Raw genomic sequence first — 26,354 nt, 5'->3', positions numbered from 1 at the left:
CCTGAGTGCGCATCCACATTCACGACTTTGCCGGACACCCTTTCCAGGCAGAGTTGTCCCGGGAACTCGCGGCCCGGGGACACAACGTCGAGCACGCCTACGCGACCCAGTATGCGAGTGGCAAGGGAAAGCTGGAGCGTCTGGACGGTGACCCTGACTCATTGACCTTTCGCGGAATCACCGCGGCCAGGACCTTCGAAAAGTACTCGCCGTTGGGACGGGTGCGGTTCGAGAGGTCATTTGCCAAGGCGTGGGTCGGCCACCTCGAACAGGCACGCCCCGACTGCGTCGTGGCGTGCAACGTTCCGTTGTTCGTGTTGAACAAATTCAGTTCGACCATGGCGAAGTCGGGGCAGCCGTGGGTGTTGTGGCACCAAGACCTCTTTAGCAGCGCGATCGGAGAAGAGATCAGCAAGCGGTTGCCCGCAGCCGTCGGTCCGTCGGCGCAGCGATGGGTCACGAGGATGGAGAAGAAACTGGTCCGCAGCGCCAGCCAGGTCGTCGCGATCGGTGAAGAATTCCGCCGGGCCTACGGGCGCTGGGGCATCGATGTGCGCCACGTGTCTGTCATCCCGAATTGGGCGCCGATCGGCGAGATTGTCCCCCGCCCAAGGGAAAACGCGTGGGCACTCGCCCACCTCCCGCAGGACCGGGGGATACGTCTGCTTTATGCCGGAACGCTTGGCCGGAAGCACAACCCGGTGCTGTTGATTGACCTGCTGCGCGCCACTCTCGACAAGGGCATCGAGGCACGTCTCGTGGTCGCCTCGGAGGGAGAGGGGATTGAGGCCGTGCGGGAGATCGCGGAGCGGCAACCAGAACTGCCAATCACTCTGCTGCCGTTCCAGCCTGCCGCTGAACTGCCTGACATGCTCGGCTCGGCAGATGTGCTCCTTACTCTCCTTGAACCGGGGGCATCAAGGTTTTCGATACCCAGCAAAGTGCTCTCGTCCCTGGCAGCCGGCCGACCCGTCCTGGGACTCATGCCACGGGACAATCCTGCCGCTCTGGACATCCAAGCGGTGGGAGGGTACGTGGGCCAACCGGACGCACAGGGTGTGAAGGGCGCCGCCGAATGGCTGCACAAGATGGCACAGTCCCCGGCGTCGTTGGTGTTGGCCGGAGGGCGCAGCCGTCAGCTCGCCGTGGAGCGGTTTGGGATCGGTCCGATCGCTACCCGATTCGAAGAAGTGCTGGCCATGGCGGTTGCCGGCGGAGTTCCAGCACCACATGAGGCCGCGCAGACGGCAGAGGCGGTATTTTGATGCTTGCTCCAACTCCTGGCTCCGGAACAGAGCGGCAAACACCGGTCATTGATCTGGCCATGGCGCCCGGCGCCGGTGAAGCGTGGGACAAACCCCGGACGACTGTCTACTTGTGGGGGGTATGCGAACTGCTGTTCGTGAGCAACCCCTGGCAGATAAGTTCACGGCTCAGGGTCGCCGCGCTCCGGGCTTTCGGCGCCGAGATCGGTCCGGGTGTCACATTCCGGCCCCGGACCCGCGTCAAGTTTCCGTGGAAGCTCCACATCGGGGCCGGCTGCTGGATTGGCGAAGGAGTTTGGTTTCACAACCAGGACGATGTCTACGTTGGCTCCAACGTGGTGATTTCGCAGGAGTGCTTCATCACCACGGGAAGCCACCGGGCCCGCAGCGACATGGGTCTGATCACCAGCCCGGTCCATATAGACGACGGCGCCTGGGTAACGACGCGGTGCATGGTGCTAGGCGGAGCTCACATCGGCCGGTCAGCTATGGTGGAGCCGCTCACCGTAGTCCGCGGGGAAATTCCGCCGAACGCTGTCTTTGGCCGGGCGCCTGGCCCCGCAGTGATCCGGGAGCGGTTCCGGGACAACGATGTCCCGTGATGGCACAATGCAGCCTAGGGGGTAGCCATGGTGGCCAGGGTCTTAGAAATCAATCCATACATCTTGCCTGCGAGGTATTGATGGCCGGCGTCGGTCGGGTGGACGCCGTCGGCTCCTATGAGCTTGGCATCGGCGCCGAAAAACCAGCGGTCGCTCAACGGGTTGACGAACTGAATGCCGGCGGCGGACGCTGCGCCGGCGATCGCCTTGCTGTCGCTGCTGATGAAGTCGGGCACCTTTTCGTCGACCCAGGCCGGCCCGACCACGATCACCTTTGCCCGGGGCGCCCGCTCGTGGATCTTTGTGTAGAGATCCGTGGCCGCCGCCGCCATTGTGGCAGGGTTCTGCTTACCGTCATTTCTGCTCCCGAAGACGAGAACCAGGTCTGCCGTCGAGCGCAAACTAGCGGTGGCGGCTTCGGCGAACGTGACTTTCTCAGTGCCCCTGACGATGTATCCGGCGCCCGGATGGCCGATCACGTTCATATCGATCGGATGAGACTCGTCGTAAAAGCGCGTCCCGACAATCTTTGTCCAATTGGCTGCCCCGTAGCCGCCTTGGTCGGAGCCGACAACGTAGGAGTCGCCGATGATGTCGACGTTGGGAACCGCTGCCCGGCTCGGTTGCGGCGTGCTGGCAGCAAGGCCCGGAGACGGTCCGATCCCACTCTCACGCGTGGTCAGCGCCAGGACGGCAATGAGGACCGCCACCACAAGAAGAAGGCCAAACCCCAGTTCCGTCGCATGACGGAACGGGAAGGATGATCTGGTCCGGCTCGTTCGCTTCAGAAAATCCATTCGCAAAGACTATCGGCAAACCACTCCTGAGGGGGAAGTGAATGCAGAAAATACCAGCCACGATTCTGATTCAAACGAAGAATGAAGAGGCGAGCATCCAGAAGTGCGTGGCGGCGTTGGGAGACTTTGACGAAATCATCGTGGTCGATTCAAACAGCACCGATCGGACCGCGGAACTCGCCACGGCAAGCGGCGCGACCGTCATCAACTTCACCTGGAACGGGGAATATCCGCAGAAGAAGCAGTGGCAGCTCGAGCATGTGCCGACCCGTAACCCGTGGATCCTGTTCCTTGACGCAGACGAATATCCGAGCCGGGAGCTGGTCGAGGAAATCGCCGCGATCGTCTCAGATCCGCTGGAACGCCGGGTGGCCTTCGATATACCCATCTCGTATCACTTCGCCGGCAAGGTCCTCAAACACGGGCACCGGGTGGTCAAACGTTCGCTGTTGAAGCGGGGCTTTAACCACTATGAGGACACTGGTTTGTTGAAACTCCCGGTGATGACCGAGCTGGAGGTGCACTACCAGCCGGAGGCGAGGGGCGGTGTGGGCCGCACAGAGGGGCTCCTGGCACACCACGATCTTGACCCGGTGCGCACCTGGTTCGACAGGCACAACAGATACTCGGACTGGGAAGCCTATATCCATGCTGACCCGGCCATGAGGCGCACGGTGCGCTCGTCGAAAAGCCTGCAAGGGCAGCGTTTTGACGTCGTGCCGTTCAAGCCACTCGCCTTCTGGGTCTACAGCTACGTCGTCCGGCGCGGCTTCCTGGACGGACGAGCCGGCCTGGACTACTCCGTCGCCCTGGCCACGTACTACTGGCAGATAGGCCTGAAGACTCGCGAACTTAGGCGAAACGGCTGGCGGCTGGCAGACCATGCCTGAAAAACACGCATCGGTCAGGGCGCCCCTACGAGTCCTGCAGATCGGAGGCCTCGCCGGCCCGGGAGCCGTCGCGGGCGGGGTTTGGGCCGTCGCGCGCATGCAGAGTGCCGCGTTGGTGCGCCGCGGCGCCGCTGTTGAACTGGTTGGGGGCTGGCTCGGGACTCTGCCGGCTACCCGACCGGAACCACACGAAAGAATCTTTCCTGTCCGCCGGCCCTTTCGGGGCGCCCGCCTCAGGGGCCTGATAGGGGTCGGTCTTGTCAAGCACGTCTGGGATCGCAGCCGCCGGGTAGACGTCGTCCAGCTTCACCTTTGCCGCGACTTCATCACGACCTCCAGCGCCCTCATACTTCGCAGTGCTGCGATTCCGGTCATCGCGCAGGCCCACGGCATGCTCGCAGCTCCGAGCTCCCGCGGGCTGCGTCTGTTCGATTCACTGATCTTCCGGCGGGCCATGCAGACGCCGAAATTGTGGCTGACTTTGACGGAGGCCGAGGAAAAAAACCTTGAGTCTCTCGGCGTGCCAAGGACCATGATGCGCAGGGTCGTGAACGCCACTTCCGACCCCGGCACGGCCTGGGAAGACCCGCAGACCAGCACTTTCCTTTTTGTTTCGCGGCTTGCGCCACGGAAGCAGCCCACAGTGTTCGTTGAGGCGGCAATTGCCTTCCTGCGGGAGGGAAAAGTGGCCCGCTTCGTGGTTGCGGGACCGGATCAGGGCGAACTGGCGGCCGTGCGCACCTTGATCGATGCTTCAGGTTTCCAGGATCGGTTCGATCTTCCGGGGGAGCTGACGGAACCGGAGGTCTTAGACGCGTTGTCGCGGGCGACAGCCGTCGTTTTGCCTGCCCGCCACGAGCCTTATCCCATGGTGATTATCCAGGCGGCGGCTGTGGGGACGCCCATCATCCTGACATCGGAATGCGGACTCGCCTCGCCCTTGCGGAAGGCCGCCGCGGCGATGATTGCCGAGCCCACGCCTGAAGCGTTCCACGCCGCCATGGTCGCAGTGGCGGCCGACCAGGACCTGCGGTACCGGCTGAGTGCGCGAGCCCGGGAGCTGCACCTGGGTCTATGGTCCGCTGAGTCCCTGGCAGAGAGTCTCCTGGGATTGTATGAGGAGGCGATAGATGCTGTCCGGGACTGACTTCCGAAGCTCGGTTCGTTTCCCCGGCGAGGCAAAGCCCGGAATCGGGCCGGGACTGTCGATCCTGGCTTTTCTGTGTTTTGCGGTCGCAATACCCCTCATCCTCCGCTCGACGTCGGAAGCCTCCTACAGCGATACCGACTTCCTCATCCGATATTCGGCACTGCTCTATTCCGCCTTCCGCATGAGCCTCATTTTGTGGAAGAACCAGGTGCGACCTGTAGCCGGCGTCTTCTGGATGTTCGTCTATATCTGTCTCGGCGTGGTGCCGCTGGCTCAATTGTCCACAGGCGCGTCGACGATCCTGGCAGTCCAGGTCGACGACGCAACTTTGTACTCGACGACCGCTGTCACTCTTCTGGGTTGCATCAGCTTCGATCTGGCGTACCACCTGAGACTTTTCCGGGACTGGGGGGGGCCGCAAGTGCGCACGTTGCGGAGTATGGAAACCCTGCGGATCTTTGCGACGGTCGCGATCCTGGGCGGGTTGGTTTACGTGGCGCAGGTCGGCGGAATCGGCGTGTTCTTTGCCAGCCGGCAGGAGGCGAGCCAAGCCCTCGACCAGGTGAGCCCCGACAGTGGCCAGGCTGCCCGGGCGATCGTCTCTGCCTTCGGTTCTGTAACTTGCCTGGTGGCACTCATTTTCTACATCCACGTAATCCGGACGCTCCGAAGTTCTCTTAACCTTCTGGACGCTGGGTTGGTGCTCGGGTTGGTGGTGCTCAATGTCGTCGTCAACAACCCGATCTCCAACTCCCGGTATTGGACGCTGGCGGTGCTTTTCGGCTTGATCATGCCGCTCATCGGGTCACGGAAGTCCATCTTCAACTTCGCGATCGTCGGTGGGGTTGTGGCGGCGATCTTCCTTTTTCCCTTAAGCGACATCACCCGCCGAACAGCGGGGACCGGCGTCATGCTCCAGACGGACTCTGTATGGCAAATGATTTCGACCAAGGACTACGACCAGTTCAGTATGCTCGCGAATACCCTCGGGTTCACCCGGGATGAGGGGCTCACCTGGGGTTACCAGTTTCTTGGCGCCCTATTGTTTTGGGTGCCGCGCGTCATCTGGCCGACCAAGCCGCTCGATAGCGGTGTCGAAGTCGGTCAATGGATGAGCAGTGCCAACGTCAACCTGTCATCGCCGTTATGGGCCGAAGCATGGATAAATTTCGGAGCCGTCGGTGTGGTGGTCACCTTTGCCCTGCTGGGCCTGCTGAGCAGAAGGCTCGACGCCGGCTTCCGGCCGGGTGCTTTGTCCGCAGGTTCGGTGGGCTATCTCGGCGTCTCCATCTTCTGCGGGTATATGTTCATCCTGCTGCGGGGCTCCCTCTTGCAGTCGATGGGCAGGCTGCTTATCCTCGGCCTGGCCATCGCAGTATTGAGCGTTACCGTCAAACGAAAGCCTGGTGAAAGCAAATGACTACGGACAAGCTTGAGCGTTCGGGCACGGAAGGAGCCAGGTTTTCGCAATCCTTCAAGGAACTCAGCCAGGCGCAGAAGGGCAAGAAAGGGGTCCCCCTGTACTGTCTGTACGTCAACCGCCCCGCTGGCCGGATAGTCGCGGCCGCGCTCCGGAACACGCGATTCGGGCCGAACCATGTCACTGGTGCGGGCGCGCTGCTGACCTACGGGGCATTGCTGTGGCTTGCCTTCGGCGCAGGAACGGGAACAGCTTCCGCTCTGGTGGGATTGGTTCTCGCCGCCGGGTTCGTCCTCGACTCCGCAGACGGGCAGCTGGCAAGGCTTCAGGGGCGCAGCTCAAAATTGGGTGAGTGGCTTGACCATGTGCTGGACAGCGGTAGGATCGTCGTTCTGCACGGAGCCGTCTTCTGCTTCCTCCTGCGCACAACTTCCGTTCCGGCCCTGGCGCTGGCCGTGCTGTGCGGGGTGTTCCTTTTCGCCAACTCCACAATTTTCTTCGCTGGCGCCCTCTTTGATCAACTCAATCGTCAGTCGGGCCCCCGCCCAGGCGGTCCCGACCACGCCGCCGTGAGCTCATTAAAGCGATCAGTCCTCACGTTGCCTGTCGACTACGGCATTACGTGTCTCGTGCTGATGACGGTGCCGTGGAGCGGGATATTCCTGCCCTGCTACTTGGCCTTGGCGGTTTTTCATTGCATCTTTTGCGCCGCCTACATGGCGAAGTTCTCCCGTACGTTGGCAAGGATGGACTGAATGGCCCGTCTGAGCAGGTACGTTGCCTTTGGCGACCAAGCCGTATCGAGCATCTCGAACTTCGTAGCGGTGGCAATTACGGCAAATGTTGCGACCGCCGGCGAATTCGGTCAGTTTTCCTTGGCCTATGCCGGGTTGCTCCTCGTCCTCGGCGCGCAGCGTGCGCTCATCGGAGAGACATTACTGGTCAAGTACTCCGCCGCGGCCGCCTTAGAAGCCTCGGTGCGAAGGGGCGCTTTGGGTGCCACCGTACTGGTGGCGGCCGCAGCCCTCCCGCTACTGCTTGCAGGCGCCATCCTGGCTGACCAATCGTCCCGCCTCATTTGGCTCATCGTCGCCGCGAGCTTGCCCTTCGTGCTTCTTCAGGACACGCTAAGGTACCTGTTTATCTGCGAAGGCCGCCCATGGCAGGCGTTGTTGATAGACGCTGTTTGGGCCGTCTTGTCAATCGCGTCCATGGCGGCTGTCGCCTTGACTTCTGGAGCCGTGTGGGCCGTCGTCCTCTGCTGGGGCTGCGGCGCCGCTGCAGCGCTGGCCGTAGGGCTCATGCTGGACCGGGTGCTGCCTTCGCTGCGTGGCGGCAGGCGCTGGCTTAGCGTCAACCGCCACCCCGGGCTCCGTTATCTCGGCGAGTTTTCAGCGCTAAATGCCTCCAACTTCGTCGTCCTTTACCTCCTGGCATTCCCTCTGGGCGCTGCTGGCGTGGGTGCGCTTCGGGCCGCGCAATTGCTCTTCTCGCCCCTCAACACCGCGTTTTCCGCCATCAAGATGGCGGTCATTCCCGAACTCGTGCGTGCCAAAGGCGGTCCGGTTTTTCGAAAGCGGCTGATCGAAACGTTTGTTGTCGTAGCAGCCATGGCCGGCGTGTGGGGTACGGCCGTCATGCTGCTGCCGACCTCGATGGGCGCATTAGTGCTCGGCGCAACCTGGGAGTCTGCGTCCGGACTCCGGCTCCCGTACCTGGTGCAATACGTGGCAATGGTTCCCTACACCGTCCTACTGGCCTACTACAGGTCCGCGCAGGCGAACAAATTGTCGACTCTCATGCGCGCCACTCTGGCCATGCTGACGCTTGTGCTGCCGCTGGCCCTGGCGTATGCGGGCGGCACCGTTGCTTCGGCCTGGGCATTTGCGCTGGCGGTCGCGGTGGCAGCTGTCGTTGGGGGGATTGCCACTATTGTGTCGAGGTCCCGGTCCCAGGCGCAATCGGCGTCGGACGGGCCGGATCCGGTGGAAGTCGAACTTCGGCCGGCTGCTGATGCCCGGTGAGCGCCGGGAGTGACACGACGGCGCGTCCGGCGCGGGTCACCCCCTGACTAGATGACCGAGACACCCCGGAACTGGACCGGAACCGGGGCAGGGTAGTCCTTGCAGAGGCTGATGTACCCCCCGCGATATTCCCGGTCCATTGCCTCTCCAGACCAGCCAGTGCCGTCCAGCCTGGAGAACCGGATGGAAGGCGGCGTCACGTCGATTTTGAAGCGTATCCATTCCCCGGGCTTTACCGGTGACGTCGTGATCGTCTGCAACCGTGTACCGGCGGGATTTCCGGGGTCGCGCCGGTACAAGACCAGCTCCCCCGTTGGCCGAATGATCAGGTGATACCCCCCGACGGTGCTTGTCACCAGCACCCGGTAGGCGGTGTCATCCTTTTGTCCGAATGCGATTCCGGCGTGCAGAAGTTCCGACGGGAGCTCCTTCGGCCAACACATTTCGAAGCTCAGGCTGTAGATCTCCTTCGTGACGGGACCCATCGATCCCAGCCGGTAGCTGAAATTCTGATTCGTATCCAACACCACCGATGCAGATGCCGCGTCGATTACGGGTTGGGCGTCCCAGCCTTGGTCGGTAGTCCAAGGCAGATCGCCGGCGGCCCGTGTGCCGGTAGAGAATCTGTCGCGTGATTCCGCAGTCGAAGTCGTCAGATAAGGGACATTGGAGCACATCAAGCCTTGAACGCCGAGGCGGCTCACGCGGTCGGCATCGGATCGGGTATGGATTTCCCAGCAAATTACAGGCTTGCCGTAGGCGACGACCTTCCTGACAGTCGCGTCATTGGCTGTGTAGTAGACGCCGAGATAATCGAATCTGGCGGCCAGTTCGTCTAAACGCGGGATAGTTTCTGGCATGAAGTAGCCCCAGGTCTTATAGCCGCGTTTGGTAGCTGCCGCAGTTTGAAGCGCGGTGGCCGGTTGTTTCCAGATGAAGTGTGCGGTGGAATCGGGGTAGCTGTCCATCAAGTCAAGAAGAGCTTTTGTATTCGTGCCCTGTTTGTCTTCGATGAAAATTACATGCGAAGCAGCGAATCGGTCGAGGACATCCCGCAACCTCGGAATGGGCTCAAGTGCCGTCGCCGGGCCAAGCCAGGCGCGGGCATCGACCCGAAGGTCGCTTAGCTCGGCAAAGGTCAATTCTGCGACCTTACTGTCTTTTCCGGTTACCCTGAGCGCACTTTGGTCATGATGGCAGACCAGTACGCCGTCACTGGTCGAGTTCACAGATATCTCGAGCGCCGGAACGCCGAGCTTCGCCGACTGTGAATACGCCTTCATTGTATGTTCCGGCCAGTTATCTCCTGAGCCGCGATGTGCAACGAAGAAACGATCCTGTTCGAATAGCGTGGCAATAGTGTGAACAGCAGGAGCTTCAACAATTGGAGGATCAGGCGTGCATCCGGTCAGAAAAAATCCCGCGGCTCCAAGGATTAGCGCGTGGCGCCGGGAAAGCATCCCGTAATTGTCCGAATCTTTTTGTGCGCCGAAGGCTGATGGCCGCGACGTTCGATTTGCGCGCATTTCACGCCTTCAACGACTCGTTGTCCTCAAGACCGCTTTCCAGGAGGTTGAGGGCGCGTCGCAGTAGGGTGCTGGAAGTGTGGACCGTATAGGGAAAATACACTACATCCACGCCCAGTGCCTGCATGCCGGCTTCCAGACGGAGCCCTTTTTCTGTTCCGCGCCAATCATCGCCCTTGAAAATTACGTTGAAACCGACGGCGCGCCAGGCTTCCACTTTGTCCGGGTAGTTGTCTACCACCACTTCGTCGACAAGCCGTATGTTCCGGACGATCTCGAGGCGTTCATGCAGAGGCACGACAGGCGCCCTGTTTTTCATTTGCAGTGTCGACTCTGTGGAAGCCACTCCGGCAATCAGATAATCGCAGTGCAGTCGTGCATGTTTAAGTAGGTTCAGGTGCCCGACGTGGAAAAGGTCATAGACGCCGGATGCGTAGCCAATGCGAACAGTCATGACGAGCTCGATTCTTCACTGATGCCGAATAGGTGATAGGCACCAGCCGGCCGTCGAGGCGCAGGGCTGGTCCCCCCAATTCCATGCTGAGGGTGTTATCGCCTGGGGGAAAGGACTTTGGAGAGAAACGCGTGGGCGCACGGCTAAAGCAGGTAGCGGCCCCAGTAAGACAGGTAGAAGGGATGGAAATGCTAGTAGGAGCAACCGTTCCCGCCCCCGGTCTTTGCTGATTTGATCTTTGTAGTTTCAGCTCTGAAGCTCATAACTACGTACGGGGGAAATCCATGCGTCAAAAAATCCCAGCCGTCCTAGCGGGCATTGCTCTCGCGGTGGCGCCGTTAATTGCCACCAGCAGCCCCGCGCTCGCCCTCTCCCCGGGAGTCGCGTTTTCCGCCAACGACCTCCCGACCTGGCAGACAAACGGCGTTGCCTGGACCATGGCCCAGTCAAAGGGTGTGGTCTACGCCGGCGGAACCTTTACCCAGATCAGGCCCCCCGGCACCGCTGCCGGAAGCCCACAGTCAATGAATGCCGTGAACTTCGCAGCCTTCGACGCCTATACCGGCAATCCGACCTCTTGTGCCTTGTCCGTGACCGGCGGTACCGGGACAACCGTTCGTGCCTTGGCTGTAACGCCGGACGGTAGCCGCCTCTATGTGGGCGGCCTGTTCGGGGCCATCAACGGTGTCAATACCACCCGCATCGCTGCCATCAGGCTTCCTGACTGCACGGTGGACACGACTTTTAAGCCGGCTGTCGTCTCGGCAACGGTCCGAACAATCGCTGCAACCGATTCAGCCGTCTATTTCGGTGGTGACTTCCAATCCGTGGGGTCCGCGGCCCGCACCCGTTATGCGGCGATGGACCGAAACGGCGCGCTCCTTCCATGGGCGCCCGCTGTTGATGCGTCAGCCCGCGCCCTGGACGTTCCTGCCGGCCGCAATGTCGCCGTTCTCGGCGGCGATTTCGCGAACGTCAATGGTGTTGCATCCCAGTCGCTTGCGGTGGTCGATGCGACTACCGGTGCGAACGTAAGAACCTACGGCAGCTCCTTCATTTCCCGCACTTCGTTTACAAAGACAATTGTTGACGACGGCCAGAACTTCTACATCGGCAACGAGGGCACCGGCGGCGGCGTCTTCGATGGCCGGGCGCAATTTAGCCTCGACACGTTCGACCAGGTGTGGAGGGACACCTGCCTCGGAGCCACCCAGGCGGTGGACGTCTATGCCGGTGTTCTTTACGCCGCAAGCCACGAGCACGATTGCTCGTCCATGAACGAAATGGCAGACGGCGTTCGGCAGCACCTGACCGCGCAGCGCGTCGACACCCCGGCACCCCAGCTGGGGTGGAGCCCCGACACCAATGACGGCATCGGTGAAGGCATTGGCCCGCGGGCCATAGTCCACACGAACAAGGGCTCGGGCGACGTGCTGTGGGTCGCCGGCGAATTCACCACGACCAATGGCAAGGCCCAGCAGGGACTGACAAGGTTCGGCCCCGGCCCGGGAACGGTTGCACCCTCGGCGCCCAGTAACGTCTCTGCCGCAAGCCTGAGCACGGGTGAAAACCAGATCCGGTGGCGGGCCAGTCGGGATGACGACGATTCCGACCTGAGCTACAGCGTCTACCGGAACGGCTCGGCGACTGCGCTGGGTACGGTCAATGCCAGCTCGCTGTGGTGGTCGACCGGCCAGGTGTCCTTCACGGACAAGACAGCCGTACCCGGAACGCAGTACAGCTACCGAATCCGGGCGACAGATGGAACTAACACCAGCCCGCTCTCGGCGTCAGTTGCCGTCACAACGGCTAAGAGTAACGCTGCTTACCCCGCCGCCGTGCGTGGGGCTGGTGCTACCACGTACTGGCGCCTGGACGACGCCGGTCCCACAGTGGGGGCTGACAGCTCGCCTGGCAACAACCTGGAGCTCAGCTACGGTGGACCGGCATTCGCCGGTGACACCGGGGCCATCGCGAATGACTCCAGCCGGGCGACGACGTTCAACGGCACGAGTGCCTTGGCCTACGGACAAGTTCGTGCCAACGCTCCTAGCGTCTACAGCGCAGAAGCCTGGTTCAAGACAAACACGACCCGAGGCGGTAAAATTTTCGGCTTCGGCAATGGCCAGCCGAACCGGCACGGTACCAATCCCGGGCTCAGCGGAAATTACGATCGCCACCTCTACATGACCAACGCGGGCACGCTGATCTACGGTGTTTGGGTCAACGGAGCAAGGACCGTCACGACGGCGATTCCGTACAACGACAACGCTTGGCACCACGCGGTGGCGACCCAAGGCAGCGACGGCATGCGCCTCTATGTTGACGGAAGCCTGATCGGAGTGCTGCCGGACCAGACCACGGGGCAAGGCTACTGGGGTTCATGGAAGATTGGCGGAGACCAGTTGAACGCATGGCCGCTGCAGCCCTCAAGCAACTACTTTGCCGGGTCCATCGATGAATTCGCGGTATATCCGTCGGTGCTTTCGGCAGCGCAGGTCACCGATCACTTCAACATCGGTAAGGGAATCGGACAGCCGGTCCCCGACACCCAGGCTCCCGCGGCCGTGACAGGCGTCTCGGCCGCCGTCACCTCAAGTGACGTGGCGGTTTCCTGGAACGCGACCACCGATAATGTGGGTGTCACCGGCTACGAAGTCCATCGCTCCGCCACCAGCGGGTTCACACCTTCAGCCGCCACCCTCGCGGCAACCGTCGACGGAAGCACCCTCAACTGGACCGATGCCGGCCGCCCCGCGGGCACCGCCTACTATCAGGTTCTCGCCAAAGATGCGGCCGGCAATGTCAGCGGCCCGTCCAACGAAGCCTCTGCCACGGTGGTTCCGAAACCCCAGCCCGTCTCACTCACGCTGACTCCGACCGCCGACACCTATGTGAACGCGGGGGCGCCGGCTACCGCAACAGGGTCCTTCACGACCCTGGCCACCAGGGGTACGTCGGCATACATTACCTACATGAGATTCAACGCTTCCGCGCAGGTTCCTGCGGGCCAGCACCTCGTGTCGGCAACCTTGAAGTTCTCAACCACTGCGGATGCCTTTGCCGGGTCCGCCGATCCGCAGCAGACGGTGGCGATGGCCGGTGATTGGTCCGAGGCGACGACGACCTACAACAACCGTCCGCAAACCAACGGCGCCCTGCTGGGCACCCTCGCCGGTCCGACGGCACCCAACGCGTCGTACTCAATCCCACTCGACGCGGCCGCTGTCTCGGCAGCGCTCGCAGGCGACATCAACTTCTCGATGCAGAGCTCAGGAACTGACAACATGTGGTTCTTCTCGCGGGAAGCCGCTGTTGCCAAGCGTCCGGTTCTGGTCCTGAACTTCGAGCCGAACGCCTAGATCAGAACAACTCTCGAAAGAAAACATCCCATGTATAACGGTCTCTCGAAATCCCTGGGGTTGGTGCTTCTGGCGGCTGCGGTTCTCGCAGCCGCCGGTTGCACCTCACCGGGAAGTCCAAACTCCACTTCGGCGTCCGCCAACGCGGCCGCCCCGTCTGCCTCAGCTCCTGGGTCTCCGGCTGCTCCTGCGGGGACTTCCTCGCCGGCTCCTGCCGCAAAAGCAGCTGGGACAGCGGCCGCCGCTGTTCCTTCCAAGCCTTCCAGCACTGCGCAGGCGGCACCTAAGCCCATCTTTGCGCCCCCTGAGCAGAAGTACCTCTCTTCACGGGTCCCCCAGGGCACAGACCCGAATGCTGTCCTTCAAGTCGGACAGGAACGCTGTGCCCAATTTGAGACGGTGAAAGCGACGGACAAGTTGGCCGTGGTGTCCCAGTTGATCGAGAAGCTGGATACCGACGTGGCCGACACGATTGCTAATCTCTGTCCCGGACTCCAGCCCGAACTCGATGCCGCTCGCCGCGGTTTCACCGACGGTGACTTCACTATCGGTACCGCAGCGCCCAAGGCAGGTAGCGGTTCAATCTCCGCGGGTAAGTACAAGGCTTGGAATCCGTCCCCGAACTGCACGTTGGTGGTCTACAATGCGGCGGGAGGCACCATCGGAGAATCGAACGGTGCGTCCGCGGTCACCATCCCCGCTGGCGCTGCCCGCGTTGCGTCCAATGGGTGCTACACCTGGTTGGCAGCATGAAACCGCGCAGACTCGTCTTGACTCCAGCGACCGTCGCCCGTGGAAGGACACGCAATGGACGTCCGTGAACAATTGCTCATTTTGCGCCGCAGTTGGCGTCTGATTACTGTACTGGCGCTGCTGGGAACGATACTCGCGGGCGTGGCCTCCCTACTTACGCCCACGTCCTACACGGCTACGACCAGCCTTTTCGTCTCGACGCAGAACTCGGAAACATCCGCGGAACTGCAGCAGGGCAGCGTTTTCGCCTTGGCGCGCGTCCAGTCCTATGTCGACGTCACGTCGAAACCAACCGTTCTCCAGCCGGTCATCGACAAGCTCAATCTCGGCATGACCCCGGCAGCCCTGGCGGCCAAGATCAAGGTATCCACTGCGCGCAACACTGTAATCATCGACATCGAGGCCAGAGACAGGTCCGCGCAGCGGAGCGCCGACATCGCCAACGCAGTAGCGGCCAGCCTTATCACGACTGTCGCTGACCTCGAGCGGCCGACGAACGGGACGCCGACCCCGGTCCGGCTCAGCCCCGTGGATCATGCCACCACGCCGACCGAGCCGTCGAATCCCAACGTGAAGCTGGACCTTGGTTTAGGCCTTCTCTATGGACTTGCCGCCGGAATCGCAGTGGCGGTGCTGCGGCATGTCCTAGATCGCAACATCAGGACTGAATCGGATCTGCGCAAGACGACCAATCTCCCGCTCTTGGCAGGAATCACTGAACAGGCTGCCGGGCGTCTGCCAGGCGCGGCTCCGTCAGTCCTGGACGGAACGGGCGCGGAGGCGTTCCGGAAGCTCCGCACCAACCTGCAGTTCGCAGGGGTCAACCGGCCGATGCGCTCGATCGTTGTGACGTCGGCGTCCGCGGGCGAGGGAAAGAGCACCGTTGCGCTCAACCTTGCCGTAACTGTGGCCAAGGGAGGTCAAAAGGTCATCCTCGTGGACGCGGACCTTCGCCTCCCGTCCGTGGCCGCAGCGACAGGCATCGAAGGGGGAATCGGCCTCACCACTGTCCTCGTCGGATCAACCAGCCTCGACGACAGCATTCAATACTGGTCCGACGACGGCTTGGCGCTTCTGGCCTCGGGACCTTTGCCGCCCAATCCCAGTGAACTGCTTGGCTCAGTAGCCATGAGCCGGCTTGTGGAGGAACTGCAGAAGAAATTCGACCTGATCATCATCGACTCTCCGCCGATCCTTCCTGTCACCGACGCCAGTGTGCTGACCAGGAGCACTGACAGTGTGCTCCTGGTAGTGGGAACGAAAAAGGTCAGCCAACACAGTTTGGCCAAGGCCGTTGACCAGCTCAACTTCGTCGACGCACACATCTTGGGCGTCGTTCAAAACCGGATTCCCCGCCGGGGCCCTGACGCCAACACCGCATACATTGCCGGCTACGGCGCCACACATCCCGAAAGCATTCCGTCTGTCCAAAATCACGACGACGACGGACCCTTCCGTCCCGCCCACGTTCGTCGGAGCAAGGTTGTGAGTTTGGAAAGTACATGATCCGGGCACGTTTTCAGATTCTGCCCGTCGTAGGGGCACACAGCCGGAGCGGAGGGCCGCCAGGGAAGTCACACTGGCCGGCTGCGCCCGTTCATGCAACCCGGCAGGGTGCCGTGCGGTATTTTTGAACCTGTGCTGATCTCTGACCGCGACATTCGAACCGAAATTGACTCCGAGCGTATTGTCCTGGAACCGTTCGACCCCGCCATGGTCCAGCCGTCCTCCGTGGACGTCAGGATCGACAGGTTCTTCCGGCTGTTCGACAACCACAAATACGCCCACATTGACCCGGCCGAGGAGCAGCCCGAGCTGACCCGCCTGGTGGAAGTGGAGTCCGGCGAGCCGTTTATCCTGCACCCGGGGGAGTTCGTTCTCGGCTCCACCTACGAGACCGTGACGCTGCCGGATGACATCGCGGCCCGCCTCGAGGGCAAGTCCTCACTTGGCCGGCTGGGCTTGCTGACGCACTCGACGGCAGGCTTTATCGATCCCGGATTCTCCGGCCACGTCACGCTGGAACTGTCCAACATGGCCACGCTGCCCATCAAGCTGTGGCCCGGCATGAAGATCGGCCAGCTGTGCTTCTTCCGGCTGTCCTCCGCCGCGGAGCACCCCTACGGTTCGGGGGAATACGGCAACCGCTACCAGGGCCAGCGCGGGCCCACGGCCAGCCGCAGCCACCTGAATTTCCACCTCACCGACATCTAGGCCAGACACCTAGCGCCCCGGCTCGAACCCACGCATCCAGCGCCGCGGCTCGTGCCGGCGGCAGGCTTACGCCGGGCCGGAGGTCCGGAAAGCGGGTCCCCGCAGGGGACGGCGCAGAGCCCGGACGAGCGGCTCCACGAAGCGGGCAGCCAGCGGTCCCACGATCGCCATGATCAGGACATAGGCGGTGGCGAGGGCTGCCAGATCAGTGGGCACCACGCCGGAGGCAACGGCCAGCCCGGCGATGACAATGGAGAACTCGCCTCGCGCGATCAGGGCGGCGCCCGCACGGTACCGGCCGGGAACGCCAATTCCGGCCCGTTTGGCCGCCCAGAACCCGGTGATCATCTTGGTGGCTGCCGTCACCACGGCCAGCAGCAGGGCCCAGCCGAGGACCGGCGGGATGGACCGGGGGTCGGTGTTGAGGCCAAAAACGACGAAGAAGATCGCCGCGAAAAGGTCACGGAGCGGTTCCAGGACGCGGGTGGCGCTGTGGGCCGTGGCGCCGGATATGGCGATGCCGAGCATGAACGCTCCGACGGCCGCGGAAACCTGCATGGCGGCGGCGAGCCCCGCCACGAGAAGCGCCGCGCCCAGCAGGTTGAGCAGGAAGACCTCGGAGTTCTCGCTGTGCACGGCCTTGGACACATGGTGGCCGTGCCGCAGGGCCACCACCAGGACCAGGGTGACGACGGCCAGGGAGATGCCCACGGTCTGCAGGCCCATCAGCAAGGTGACGCCGGCAAGCGTGGCGGTCAGGATCGGCAGGTATATGGCCATGGCCAGGTCCTCGAAGACCAGGATGGAAAGGACCACCGGGGTTTCCCGGTTGCCGATCCGGCCGAGGTCGGTAATAACCTTGGCCGCGATCCCGGAGGATGAAATGTAGGTGACGCCGCCCATCACCATAGCCCCCACGACGCCCCATCCCAGCATCACCGCGAGCATCGCGCCGGGCAAAAAATTGAGCAGCAAGTCCAGGATGCCGGCTTGCCAGGATCTCCGCAGCCCGGTCACGAGCTCCGCTGCCGTATATTCCAGTCCAAGCATAAGCAGAAGCAGGATCACGCCGATCTCGGCGGAAAGATGGGCGAACTCGTGCATGCCGTCGAGTTTGACGAGGCCGCCGGCCCCGAAGAACAGGCCGCCCACCAGATAAAGCGGTATGGGCGACATGCCGATCCGCCCGGCCAGTCTGGCCAGCAGGCCGAGACAAAAGACGACGGCCCCCAGTTCGATCAGGGTCAGGGCGAGCGGATCCATGCCGCTTATCCGTTGCGCAGGATGCTGGCCGCTGTGTCCAGGCCTTCTTGTGTTCCCACCGCAACGAGGAGGTCGCCAGGGTGAAGGACGACGTCGGGCCCCGGCGAGGGCAAGACCTCACCTTCGCGCATGATGGCCACAATCGAGACCCCGCTGCGGGTCCGGATGCACGCCTTGCCCATCGGCTGGTTCTGGAAGGGGGACTCGGCGCTGATCGAAAACTGGCGCGTGACGATCCCGGGGATTTCCCGGTGCTCTTCGGAGAGTTTCATGGCAAGGCGCTGGCCGCCCAGAAGATTGCCCAGGGTGGCGGCCTCGTCCGCGGTCAGCGGCACGGAGGCCTGGCAGGTATCGGGATCGTCCCAGGTGGAGACGATGAGTTCCGTGTGGCCCTCCCGGTATTCCACCACGCCGATCCGGCGTCCGGAGGCAGTCATGAAGTCCTTGCGCCGGCCGAGGCCGGGGAGGTCCGTCTCATCCACGTTCATATCATCAGCCTAGTGCGCGAACCGGATTTCAGCCGCCCTCAGGCCTCCGGGACCACCGCGATTTCGGTCTGGTCGGGGGCTTTGACCGGCAGGAGCACGAGCAGGCCTGCCAGGAGCACCACCATGATGCCGAGGATGCCCCAACGCTGGGCCTCGCCTGTTGCCACGAAGGGAGTGGCGACGGTGATGCACAGCGTGAACAGGGCGGGGGCGAGGAAGCTCACGGCCCGGCCGGTGGTGGCATAGAGGCCGAAGAGCTCGCCGGATTCGCCGTTGGGGGCGAGCCGGGCGAGGTAGGCGCGGGACGACGACTGGGCCGGTCCCACGAAGAGGCACAGCAGCAGGCCGAAAATCCAGAATGTGGTGGTCCCGGCCCAGGCCATGCCAAAGAACTCGTAGCTGCCGTTGCCGAGGACCAGGATTGCGGTGCCCGCCACCAGCAGGCCCGCGAGGGACGCGATTATCACGGTCTTGGGCCCGATTTTGTCATCCAGGAAGCCGCCGAGCATCGCGCCGACGGCGGCCACGACATTTCCGAATATCGCGAAGAAGATGACGTCCTTGAGTTCGAAGCCAAAGGTGCCGGCCGCGATCACCCCGCCAAAGGTGAAAACCGCGGCCAGCCCGTCCCGGAAGATGGCGCTCGCGAGGAGGAAGTAGATGGTGTGCGGGCTGGTCCGGTAGATCGCCTTGATGCGCCGGACGAGCAGGCCGTAGGAGGCGAGGAAGCCAATGCCCGCACCCCGCTCGGAGCGTGGCAGCTCCGGCACCGCGAACAGCACGGGCAACGCAAAGATGAAGAACCATAGGGCCGAGAACACTGCCACCAGCCGGATGTTCAGGCTGTCCGCGGTGGAGGCGCCAAACCACCCGAAGCTGGGCTGGACAAAGAGCTGGAGCACAATCAGCAGCGCCACAATGCCGCCGAGATACCCCATTGCCCAGCCGAATCCACTGACCTTGCCGATGTTCCGCGGGGTGGAGATCTGGGCGAGCATGGCGTTGTAGTTGACCCCGGCAAATTCGAAGAAGACGTTGCCCAGTGCTATCAGCGTGACGCCGAGGATCAGGAAATCCGGCCGCGGGAAGACAAAGAAGCACAGCCCGGTCAGGAGCGCGACGGCGGCCGTGTTGACCCCCAGCCACAGCTTGCGCCGGCCACCGGTATCCGAGCGTTGCCCGGTGACCGGGGCCAGAAGTGCGACGGCCACGCCGGCGACGGCCAGCGCGGCGCCCAGGACCGCCGAGGCCTGGTCCTCTCCGCCGAAGGCCTTGGAGGTCAGATAGACGGTGAAAACAAACGTTGTCATGACGGCGTTGAAGGCTGCCGAACCCCAGTCCCACGCGGCCCACGCGAGGATCCGGCCCCTGTGCGTGACGGGACTTCCCGATTCCAGTTCCGAGGGGCGCATGGCCTCTGGGGCGGCGGCAGTGTTCATAGCCTGAATGGTAACCGTCCATGGTGCCTTTGGAGGGGCAGGATGCGGGGTCTCCGCCGGCTTTTGCCGGGCAGTGTTTAGCACCAGCGTCGCTTTGGCTTCGAATGTACTGGCCCGGTTGTCCTGGGCACCTTGTTCCGGGCCGGTCTTCAAGGGCCGGTGTCCCTGCCAAAAGAATTTGTACACGCTTGGTAAACTGTCCGCACCGAACCTAACAAATGAACCGCCTGCTCCAACTTGATGACAATCGACTTTCTGACGTTGCGGAGATACCAGTGATCACAGTCCTTGCCGTGCACTTTGCGGTGGCTGCTGTGGCCCCGCTCCTGTTCCGGAAGTTTGGCAGGAATTCGTTCTTCGCCCTGGCGGCGGTCCCCGCGGCCTCCTTTGTCTGGCTGCTGCTGCAACACGACGCCGTCTATACAGACGGGGCGATCACCGAGGTGGTGCCCTGGATTCCCGGGTTGCAGCTCGACCTCGCATTCCGGATGGACGCCCTGGCCTGGGTCATGTCCCTGCTGGTGCTGGGGGTGGGTGCGCTGGTGCTGGTCTACTGCGCCCGCTACTTCGAGAACAAGGACGACTACCTCGGCGGTTTCGGGGCGCAGCTCCTGGCCTTCGCCGGTGCAATGTTCGGCCTCGTTACCGCTGATGATCTCCTGCTGATGTTCATCTTCTGGGAACTGACCACGGTGCTGTCCTACCTGCTGATCGGCTACGCCCGCACCAGGCTGTCAGCGCGGCGTTCGGCGCTGCAGGCGCTGGTGGTGACCACCGCCGGCGGGCTGGCCATGCTTGTGGGGCTCATCATCCTCGGTGCGACGGCCGGAACCTACCGGATCCAGGCCATCTTGGAGGAGGCTCCCGCCCTGGTCTCCGGCCCCGCGGGCGGGGCAGTGAACGCCGCCGTCGTCCTTATCCTGATCGGTGCGATCACCAAGTCCGCCCTGGTGCCGTTCCACTTCTGGCTCCCCGGCGCGATGGCTGCCCCCACCCCCGTGAGCGCCTACCTGCACGCCGCGGCCATGGTGAAGGCCGGGATCTACCTGGTTGCCCGGCTTGCCCCCGGATTCGCGGAAACACCGCCGTGGCTGCCGATCGTGCTCGGCCTTGGCCTGGCCACCATGCTGGTGGGCGGCTACCGGGCCCTGCGGCAGACCGACATCAAACTCATCCTCGCCTACGGCACCGTGAGCCAGCTGGGCTTCATGACCATGGTGGTGGGCCTGGGCACCCCCGAGGCGGCACTCGCCGGACTGGCCTTCCTCCTGGCGCACGGGCTGTTCAAGGCCACGCTCTTCCTGGTGGTGGGCATCATCGACCACCAGGCCGGGACCCGGGACATCCGCGAACTCTCCGGCGTCTACGGCTCGGCCCGGGCACTGGCGATCGTAGCGGCGGTCGGCGCGGCCTCGATGGCCGGCGTACCGCCGCTGGCCGGCTACGTCGCCAAGGAATCGGTGTTCGAGGCCTTCATCGAGTACACCTCGGCGTCCGGAACCGGGCCCTGGCTGCTGGGCGGCGTGGTCCTGGGCTCCATCCTGACCTTCGCCTACAGCGCCCGCTTCATGTGGGGCGCCTTCGCCGTCAAACCCGGCGTGGCGCCCACGGACTTCAAGCCGGTCAAACCCGCCTTCCTTGCCGCACCGGCCATCCTGAGCCTCCTCACGGTCCTCTACGGACTGTGGCCGGCCCCCGTTGACGGCTGGATCCAGCCGTATGCGGAGCTCTTTGTGGAGGGCCCCGAGTCCTCGCCCGGGCACCTGGCGCTGTGGCACGGCCTCACCCCGGCCCTGGGGCTGACCGCGGTGACGTTCGTCCTGGGCCTGGCCATGTTCTACGGCCGCAACGCCGTGGCCCGGCTGCAGGCACTGGTGCCGGGCTGGATCGACAGCGACCGCGCCTACCAGAACACGATCGGCGCCCTGGACGACACCGCCGTCTGGATCACCGGCCGCACCCAGCGTGGCTCGCTGTTCTTCTACCTCTCCGTCATCCTGACCGTGGCCTTCGTCCTGCCGCTGACGGCACTGCTGCTGGCCAACAAGCCGCTGCCGGACGGTCTCTATTTCATCGATCCCGGAGCGCCGCTGCAACTGGTGGCCGGCGCCGGGATCGTGATCGGGGCGCTGGCCGCGGTGCGCGCCAACAAGCGCTTCCTGGCCGTCCTGATGGTGTCCGTCACCGGATACGGGATCGCCATGATGTTCGCGCTGCAGGGGGCCCCGGACCTTGCCCTGACCCAGATGCTGGTCGAAACCATCATCCTGGTGGCGTTCGTGCTGGCCATGCGGAGCCTTCCGCCGGGGCTGCGTGACCGCACCGGCGGCAAATACCGGGTCATCCGCGTGGTGATTGGCCTGGCGTTCGGCGTCACCATGATCTTCGTGGCCATCTACGCCCTCGGCGCCCGGGTGGCAACGCCGGTCTCCCTGCAGTTCCCGCAGCTGGCCTATGAGGGCGGCGGCGGCCTCAACGTCGTCAACGTGACCCTGGTAGACATCCGGGCCTGGGACACCTTCGGCGAGATCTCCGTCCTGGCCCTGGCCGCCACCGGCGTGGCCAGCCTCATCTTCGTCCGGGGCCGCGGCGACCGCATCCGGACTTCCGCGACTGTCGCGGAAGGGACCGTGGGCCGGCGGACCGGGGCCAGGGGCAGCACCCGGGACGACGCCGCACTGGCGATGTCCCGGCGGTTCGCTGCCGCCACGACCGACGCGTGGCTGGTGGCCGGCCGGACCCTGGCGCCCGAGCGCCGCTCGATCATCTTCGAGGTGGTCACCCGCCTGATCTTCCACTCGATCATCGTGTTCTCCCTCTACCTGCTCCTCGCCGGCCACAACCTGCCCGGCGGGGGCTTCGCCGGCGGCCTCACCGCCGGCCTCGCCCTGACCATCCGCTACCTGGCCGGCGGCCGCTTCGAACTCCGCGAAGCCACGCCCGTCGGCGCCGGCACCCTGCTGGGGATCGGCCTGGCCACGGCGGCGGCCGCCGGAATGACGCCGCTGCTGCTGGGCGGCCAGGTGTTCCAGAGCGCCATCGTGGAGCTGTGGCTGCCGGTCTTCGGCGACATCAAGTTCGTCACCTCGACGATCTTCGACATCGGTGTGTACATCGTGGTGGTCGGTCTGGCCCTGGACGTGCTGCGCAGCCTCGGTGCGGAAATCGACGAGCACTTCGAAGAGCCCTCCGAAGACGAGGACGGCCTCTCCGAAGACGAGGACAGCGGCGGAATCCCCGCCGAAGCCACCGTCGAGGCGGACGACGCCGAAACCACTTCCAAGGGGAGAACATGAGCGTCAACCTGACCCTGCTGACGGTGATGGGCGCCCTCTACGCCTGTGGCATCTACCTGATCCTTGAGCGCAGCCTCACCCGGGTGCTGCTCGGCCTCATGCTGCTGGCCAACGCCACCAACCTGCTGATCCTCGCCACCGGCGGCTACGCCGGGCTGGCGCCGATCTTCGACAAGGACACCCCGGCGGGGGACTACAACGACCCCCTGCCGCAGGCCCTGATCCTGACCTCGATCGTGATCTCCTTCGCCGTGACGGCGTTCATGCTGGGCATCATCTACCGCACTTGGGTCCTGGCCCGCCAGGACGAAATCCAGGACGACGCCGAGGACCGCCGCGTCGCGGAAACGCCCAGCTTCGATGCCGAGGACGACTCCGTCATCCCGGTGGAGACGTCAGAATTTCCGCTGGCCATGGCCGGCCCCTACGGCGGAGGAACCTCAGATACCGCCGCGGTCATGTCCGGTGGCCGCCCCATCCGGGCTGACAAAGCCGCCTCTGAAGAACAGCCCGGCTCCCTGAACGTTGACCCCAGACCGGAAGGAGGCGAAGAGTGAACATCACCAGCTTTGCCCCGCTCGCCGTCGTACTGCCCATCATGGGCGCCGCCCTGACCTTCCTGCTCATCCACCACCCGCGGGTCCAGCGCGCGGTCAGCATCACCGTCCTGGCCCTGACCCTGCTGCTGGAATGCTGGCTGCTGGCCTCCGTCTGGGAAGGCGGGACGGCCGCGGTGCACATCGGCGGCTGGATGCCGCCCTGGGGCGTCGTGCTCGTGGTGGACCAGTTCTCCTCGCTCATGCTCGTTGTGTCCTCGACCGTGAGCCTTGCGGTGCTGATCTACGCAACGGGACAGGGTATGGCCGACGGCGACCGGGACGCGCCGGTCTCGATCTTCCACCCGACCTACCTGATCCTCGTGGCCGGGGTGTCCAACGCCTTCCTCTCCGGAGACCTCTTCAACCTCTACGTCGGCTTTGAGATCCTGCTGACGGCCAGCTACGTGCTCATCACCCTCGGCGGGACGGGCCCGCGCATCCGGGCCGGCGTGACCTACGTGGTGGTCTCGGTGGTGTCCTCGGTGCTGTTCCTGATCGCGATCGCCATGATCTACGGCGCCACCGGAACCATCAACATGGCGGACCTCGCCATCAAGCTCGGGGACCTCGACCAGGGCACCCGGACGCTGCTGCACGTGATGCTGCTGGTGGCCTTCGGCATCAAGGCCGCCGTCTTCCCGCTGTCCTTCTGGCTCCCGGACTCCTATCCCACCGCGCCGGCCCCGGTCACCGCGGTGTTTGCCGGGCTGCTGACCAAGGTGGGCGTCTACGCCATGGTCCGCACGGAGACACTGCTGTTCCCCGGGGATGCGCTCAACGCCCCGCTCATGGTCGCGGCGCTGCTGACCATGGTGGTGGGAATCCTCGGCGCCCTGGCCCAAAGCGACATCAAGAGACTCCTGTCCTTCACCCTGGTGAGCCACATCGGCTACATGGTCTTCGGCCTGGCCATGTCCACGGTGGCCGGCCTGGGCGCCGCGGTCTTCTACGTGGCCCACCACATCACCATCCAGACCAGCCTGTTCCTGGTGACCGGCCTGATTGAACGCCGCGGCGGCAGCTCATCCATGGACCGTGTGGCCGGGCTGGCCAAGCTCTCCCCAGTTCTGGGGGTCCTGTTCTTCGTTCCCGCCATGAACCTGGCCGGAATCCCGCCGTTCTCGGGTTTCCTGGGCAAGCTGGGGCTGCTTCAGGCAGGCGTCGAATTGGGCACACCACTGGCCTACGCCTTGGTGATCGGCGGCGTGCTGACCAGCCTGCTGACCCTGCTGGCGATCGCGAGGGTCTGGAACCGGGCGTTCTGGCGCAAGCCGGAGGACGCTGAGCACCCCGATCCGGTGCTTCTGGCGGCACCGGCGGACTCCGCCACCGGGGACCGGGCCGGGAAGACGAACGTGACCCTGCTGCCCCGCACCATGGTGGGCTCTACCCTGGGCCTGGTGGTCTTTGGCGTGGCCCTGACGGTTTTCGCCGGGCCGCTGTTCAGGGTGGCCGACCAGTCCGCCGAGGAAATGCTGGACAGGTCCCCGTACATCCAGGCTGTGCTGGGCGAGGACGCGCCGGTGCCGCCCGTGCCTGCGGCGGTTCAGCCCGGGCAGACCCAGCAGCAGGGCGGCGGCAAATGAACCGGAAAAGGATCTCGCTGCGCCAGGAACTGCCGCTGCTGGTGTGGCTTGTTTTTGTCTGGGGAGCGCTGTGGCAGAACTTCAGCCCGGGCAATCTCCTTTTCGGGGCCCTCATCGCCGTGCTCGTGGCGCGTATCTTCTATCTGCCCCCGGTGGAGCTCGGCGGCCGCTTCAACGTCCTCCGAGCCGTGCCCTTCGCCCTCATTTTCCTCGGAAAGGTGGTCGCGGCCAGCCTCCAGGTCCTGTACCTCGCCGTGGTCCGCGGCCCCAACGTGGTCAGCGCCATCGTCGCCGTGCCGCTCCGGAGCCACTCCGACCTGTTGGTCACGGCCACCGGGCATGTGCTTTCGCTGATTCCGGGATCCCTCGTGGTGGAGGTGGACAGGTCAACGTCCACGCTCTACATCCACGGCATCAACGTCCGCAATGCCCAGGACGCGGCCAAGCTGCGCAAAGAGGTCCGGAACACCGAGGCCGGGCTGATCAGGATCATGGGGACCAAAGACGAACTGTCCGCCCTGACACAGGAGATCCCCGCATGATGCAGACCGTCCTGACGGTGACCGCCGTCGTACTTTCCCTGGCCGCCGCGGGGGCGATCATCCGGATCGGACGGGGCCCCTCGCTGCTGGACCGGGTGCTCGCCGCCGACGTGCTGCTGGCCATTTTCGGGGCGGCCCTGTGCATCGACATGGCCGTCAACCGGCACCTCAACAACCTGATGCTGCTCGTTGCGATTTCCCTCATCGGCTTCGTCGGCTCGGTCACCGTGGCCCGCTTCGTGGCCGAGAGGAGGGAGGGCATCCGTGAATCCTGAAACAGTGATCGATGCCCTCTCCGCCGTGTTCATGGTGGTCGGCGCGCTCATGTCCCTCGGCGCCGCGATCGGGCTGTTGCGGTTCCCGGACCTCATGAGCAGGATGCACGCCGCCACCAAGCCGCAGGTCCTGGGCTTGTTCCTGCTGCTGGCGGCCCTTGGCCTGCAGATGCGCACCTGGTGGGTGTGGCCCGTCCTGATGGTTGCCTGGCTCTTCCAACTGCTCACCGTTCCCGTGTCCGCCCACATGGTGGGCCGGGCCGGCTACCGGACCAAGCACCTGCATCCGGAGCTGCTGAGCTCCGACGAGCTTGGGGCCGTAGTCCAGAAAGCTGCCCAGAAAGCCGCCCAGAAAGCCGCGCAGCAGGCAGCCAACCACGCAGTGGACGACGACGACGCTGGCCGCTGA

23 protein-coding genes are annotated in these 26,354 nt (G+C 64.0%); 17 read left to right on the top strand and 6 right to left on the bottom strand.

The window, feature by feature from the left end; genetic code table 11:
* Window positions 1-5 precede the first annotated feature (5 nt).
* Window positions 6-1,265, top strand: a complete 1,260-nt coding sequence (locus AC1DKQ_RS08835; protein WP_476918745.1) for a glycosyltransferase family 4 protein — start codon at window positions 6-8, stop codon at window positions 1,263-1,265.
* Window positions 1,265-1,867 (top strand): LbetaH domain-containing protein, encoded by a 603-nt coding sequence (locus tag AC1DKQ_RS08830; RefSeq protein WP_476918744.1) that lies wholly within the window; start codon window positions 1,265-1,267, stop codon window positions 1,865-1,867. Before AC1DKQ_RS08835 ends, AC1DKQ_RS08830 begins: the two co-directional genes overlap by 1 nt.
* 14 nt (window positions 1,868-1,881) lie before the next feature.
* On the opposite strand, the gene AC1DKQ_RS08825 is transcribed toward AC1DKQ_RS08830, so the two are convergent.
* Window positions 1,882-2,664 carry an SGNH/GDSL hydrolase family protein gene (locus AC1DKQ_RS08825; protein WP_476885889.1) on the bottom strand — a complete coding sequence of 261 codons (783 nt, stop codon included), beginning with the start codon at window positions 2,662-2,664 and terminating at the stop codon, window positions 1,882-1,884.
* Between the two features lie 41 nt (window positions 2,665-2,705).
* On the opposite strand from AC1DKQ_RS08825, the gene AC1DKQ_RS08820 reads away from it, so the two are divergent.
* Genes AC1DKQ_RS08820 through AC1DKQ_RS08800 form a run of 5 tightly spaced genes read left to right on the top strand, consistent with a single transcriptional unit; the run spans window position 2,706 to window position 8,148 of the window.
* Window positions 2,706-3,554: a glycosyltransferase family 2 protein gene (locus AC1DKQ_RS08820; RefSeq protein WP_476885890.1), complete on the top strand. Its 849-nt coding sequence runs from the start codon at window positions 2,706-2,708 to the stop codon at window positions 3,552-3,554.
* Window positions 3,547-4,701 (top strand): glycosyltransferase, encoded by a 1,155-nt coding sequence (locus tag AC1DKQ_RS08815; protein ID WP_476918743.1) that lies wholly within the window; start codon window positions 3,547-3,549, stop codon window positions 4,699-4,701. The genes AC1DKQ_RS08820 and AC1DKQ_RS08815 overlap by 8 nt, the downstream gene beginning before the upstream one ends.
* Window positions 4,685-6,124 (top strand): hypothetical protein, encoded by a 1,440-nt coding sequence (locus AC1DKQ_RS08810; protein WP_476918742.1) that lies wholly within the window; start codon window positions 4,685-4,687, stop codon window positions 6,122-6,124. Before AC1DKQ_RS08815 ends, AC1DKQ_RS08810 begins: the two co-directional genes overlap by 17 nt.
* Window positions 6,121-6,879 carry a CDP-alcohol phosphatidyltransferase family protein gene (locus AC1DKQ_RS08805; protein ID WP_476918741.1) on the top strand — a complete coding sequence of 253 codons (759 nt, stop codon included), beginning with the start codon at window positions 6,121-6,123 and terminating at the stop codon, window positions 6,877-6,879. Before AC1DKQ_RS08810 ends, AC1DKQ_RS08805 begins: the two co-directional genes overlap by 4 nt.
* Window positions 6,880-8,148: an MATE family efflux transporter gene (locus tag AC1DKQ_RS08800; protein ID WP_476918740.1), complete on the top strand. Its 1,269-nt coding sequence runs from the start codon at window positions 6,880-6,882 to the stop codon at window positions 8,146-8,148. It abuts the gene before it with no gap.
* Window positions 8,149-8,195: 47 nt separating this feature from the next.
* Here the strand turns inward: AC1DKQ_RS08800 and AC1DKQ_RS08795 are convergent, their stop codons facing one another.
* A complete protein-coding gene (locus AC1DKQ_RS08795) occupies window positions 8,196-9,674 on the bottom strand; it encodes a glycerophosphodiester phosphodiesterase (RefSeq protein WP_476918739.1) in 1,479 nt (492 codons plus the stop codon).
* A 1-nt stretch (window position 9,675) separates the two neighbouring features.
* On the bottom strand, window positions 9,676-10,128 hold the full coding sequence (locus tag AC1DKQ_RS08790; protein WP_476885896.1) for an FAD synthase family protein: 453 nt from the start codon (window positions 10,126-10,128) through the stop codon (window positions 9,676-9,678).
* A 284-nt stretch (window positions 10,129-10,412) separates the two neighbouring features.
* Between AC1DKQ_RS08790 and AC1DKQ_RS08785 the strand changes: the two genes are divergently transcribed.
* The 4 genes from AC1DKQ_RS08785 to dcd all read left to right on the top strand — a co-directional run bounded on the left by AC1DKQ_RS08785 (window position 10,413) and on the right by dcd (window position 16,457).
* Window positions 10,413-13,490 (top strand): CBM96 family carbohydrate-binding protein, encoded by a 3,078-nt coding sequence (locus tag AC1DKQ_RS08785; RefSeq protein WP_476918738.1) that lies wholly within the window; start codon window positions 10,413-10,415, stop codon window positions 13,488-13,490.
* 399 nt (window positions 13,491-13,889) lie between these two features.
* Complete coding sequence (locus AC1DKQ_RS08780; protein WP_476918737.1) at window positions 13,890-14,243, top strand: hypothetical protein; 354 nt, start codon at window positions 13,890-13,892, stop codon at window positions 14,241-14,243.
* Between the two features lie 54 nt (window positions 14,244-14,297).
* On the top strand, window positions 14,298-15,749 hold the full coding sequence (locus AC1DKQ_RS08775; RefSeq protein ID WP_476885899.1) for a tyrosine-protein kinase domain-containing protein: 1,452 nt from the start codon (window positions 14,298-14,300) through the stop codon (window positions 15,747-15,749).
* 132 nt (window positions 15,750-15,881) lie between these two features.
* Entirely contained in the window at window positions 15,882-16,457 is a 576-nt protein-coding gene (dcd, locus tag AC1DKQ_RS08770; protein ID WP_476885900.1) for a dCTP deaminase, read from the top strand.
* A gap of 66 nt (window positions 16,458-16,523) precedes the next feature.
* Here the strand turns inward: dcd and AC1DKQ_RS08765 are convergent, their stop codons facing one another.
* Genes AC1DKQ_RS08765 through AC1DKQ_RS08755 form a run of 3 tightly spaced genes read right to left on the bottom strand, consistent with a single transcriptional unit; the run spans window position 16,524 to window position 19,647 of the window.
* The gene (locus tag AC1DKQ_RS08765; RefSeq protein ID WP_476918736.1) at window positions 16,524-17,720 is read right to left on the bottom strand and encodes a cation:proton antiporter; all 1,197 of its coding nucleotides are present in this window, start codon (window positions 17,718-17,720) and stop codon (window positions 16,524-16,526) included.
* Window positions 17,721-17,725: 5 nt separating this feature from the next.
* Window positions 17,726-18,208: a cation:proton antiporter regulatory subunit gene (locus AC1DKQ_RS08760; RefSeq protein ID WP_476885902.1), complete on the bottom strand. Its 483-nt coding sequence runs from the start codon at window positions 18,206-18,208 to the stop codon at window positions 17,726-17,728.
* A 38-nt stretch (window positions 18,209-18,246) separates the two neighbouring features.
* A complete protein-coding gene (locus tag AC1DKQ_RS08755; RefSeq protein ID WP_476918735.1) occupies window positions 18,247-19,647 on the bottom strand; it encodes an MFS transporter in 1,401 nt (466 codons plus the stop codon).
* A 275-nt stretch (window positions 19,648-19,922) separates the two neighbouring features.
* Here AC1DKQ_RS08755 and AC1DKQ_RS08750 point away from each other — a divergent pair, with 275 nt between their 5' ends.
* From AC1DKQ_RS08750 to mnhG, 6 genes are read left to right on the top strand one after another with little or no spacing between them, the layout of a single operon-like run.
* Window positions 19,923-22,943 (top strand): Na+/H+ antiporter subunit A, encoded by a 3,021-nt coding sequence (locus AC1DKQ_RS08750; protein ID WP_476918734.1) that lies wholly within the window; start codon window positions 19,923-19,925, stop codon window positions 22,941-22,943.
* Window positions 22,940-23,500, top strand: coding sequence for a Na(+)/H(+) antiporter subunit C (locus AC1DKQ_RS08745; protein WP_476918733.1), 561 nt, complete (start codon window positions 22,940-22,942; stop codon window positions 23,498-23,500). Before AC1DKQ_RS08750 ends, AC1DKQ_RS08745 begins: the two co-directional genes overlap by 4 nt.
* Entirely contained in the window at window positions 23,497-25,128 is a 1,632-nt protein-coding gene (locus tag AC1DKQ_RS08740; protein WP_476918732.1) for a Na+/H+ antiporter subunit D, read from the top strand. Before AC1DKQ_RS08745 ends, AC1DKQ_RS08740 begins: the two co-directional genes overlap by 4 nt.
* Complete coding sequence (locus tag AC1DKQ_RS08735) at window positions 25,125-25,670, top strand: Na+/H+ antiporter subunit E (RefSeq protein WP_476918731.1); 546 nt, start codon at window positions 25,125-25,127, stop codon at window positions 25,668-25,670. The genes AC1DKQ_RS08740 and AC1DKQ_RS08735 overlap by 4 nt, the downstream gene beginning before the upstream one ends.
* Window positions 25,667-25,945: an MrpF/PhaF family protein gene (locus AC1DKQ_RS08730; RefSeq protein WP_377985878.1), complete on the top strand. Its 279-nt coding sequence runs from the start codon at window positions 25,667-25,669 to the stop codon at window positions 25,943-25,945. The genes AC1DKQ_RS08735 and AC1DKQ_RS08730 overlap by 4 nt, the downstream gene beginning before the upstream one ends.
* Complete coding sequence (mnhG, locus tag AC1DKQ_RS08725) at window positions 25,935-26,354, top strand: monovalent cation/H(+) antiporter subunit G (RefSeq protein ID WP_476918730.1); 420 nt, start codon at window positions 25,935-25,937, stop codon at window positions 26,352-26,354. Before AC1DKQ_RS08730 ends, mnhG begins: the two co-directional genes overlap by 11 nt.

Source organism: Arthrobacter sp. 05L421 (assembly GCF_056397785.1).
This window is presented reverse-complemented; position numbering and strand designations above follow the sequence as displayed.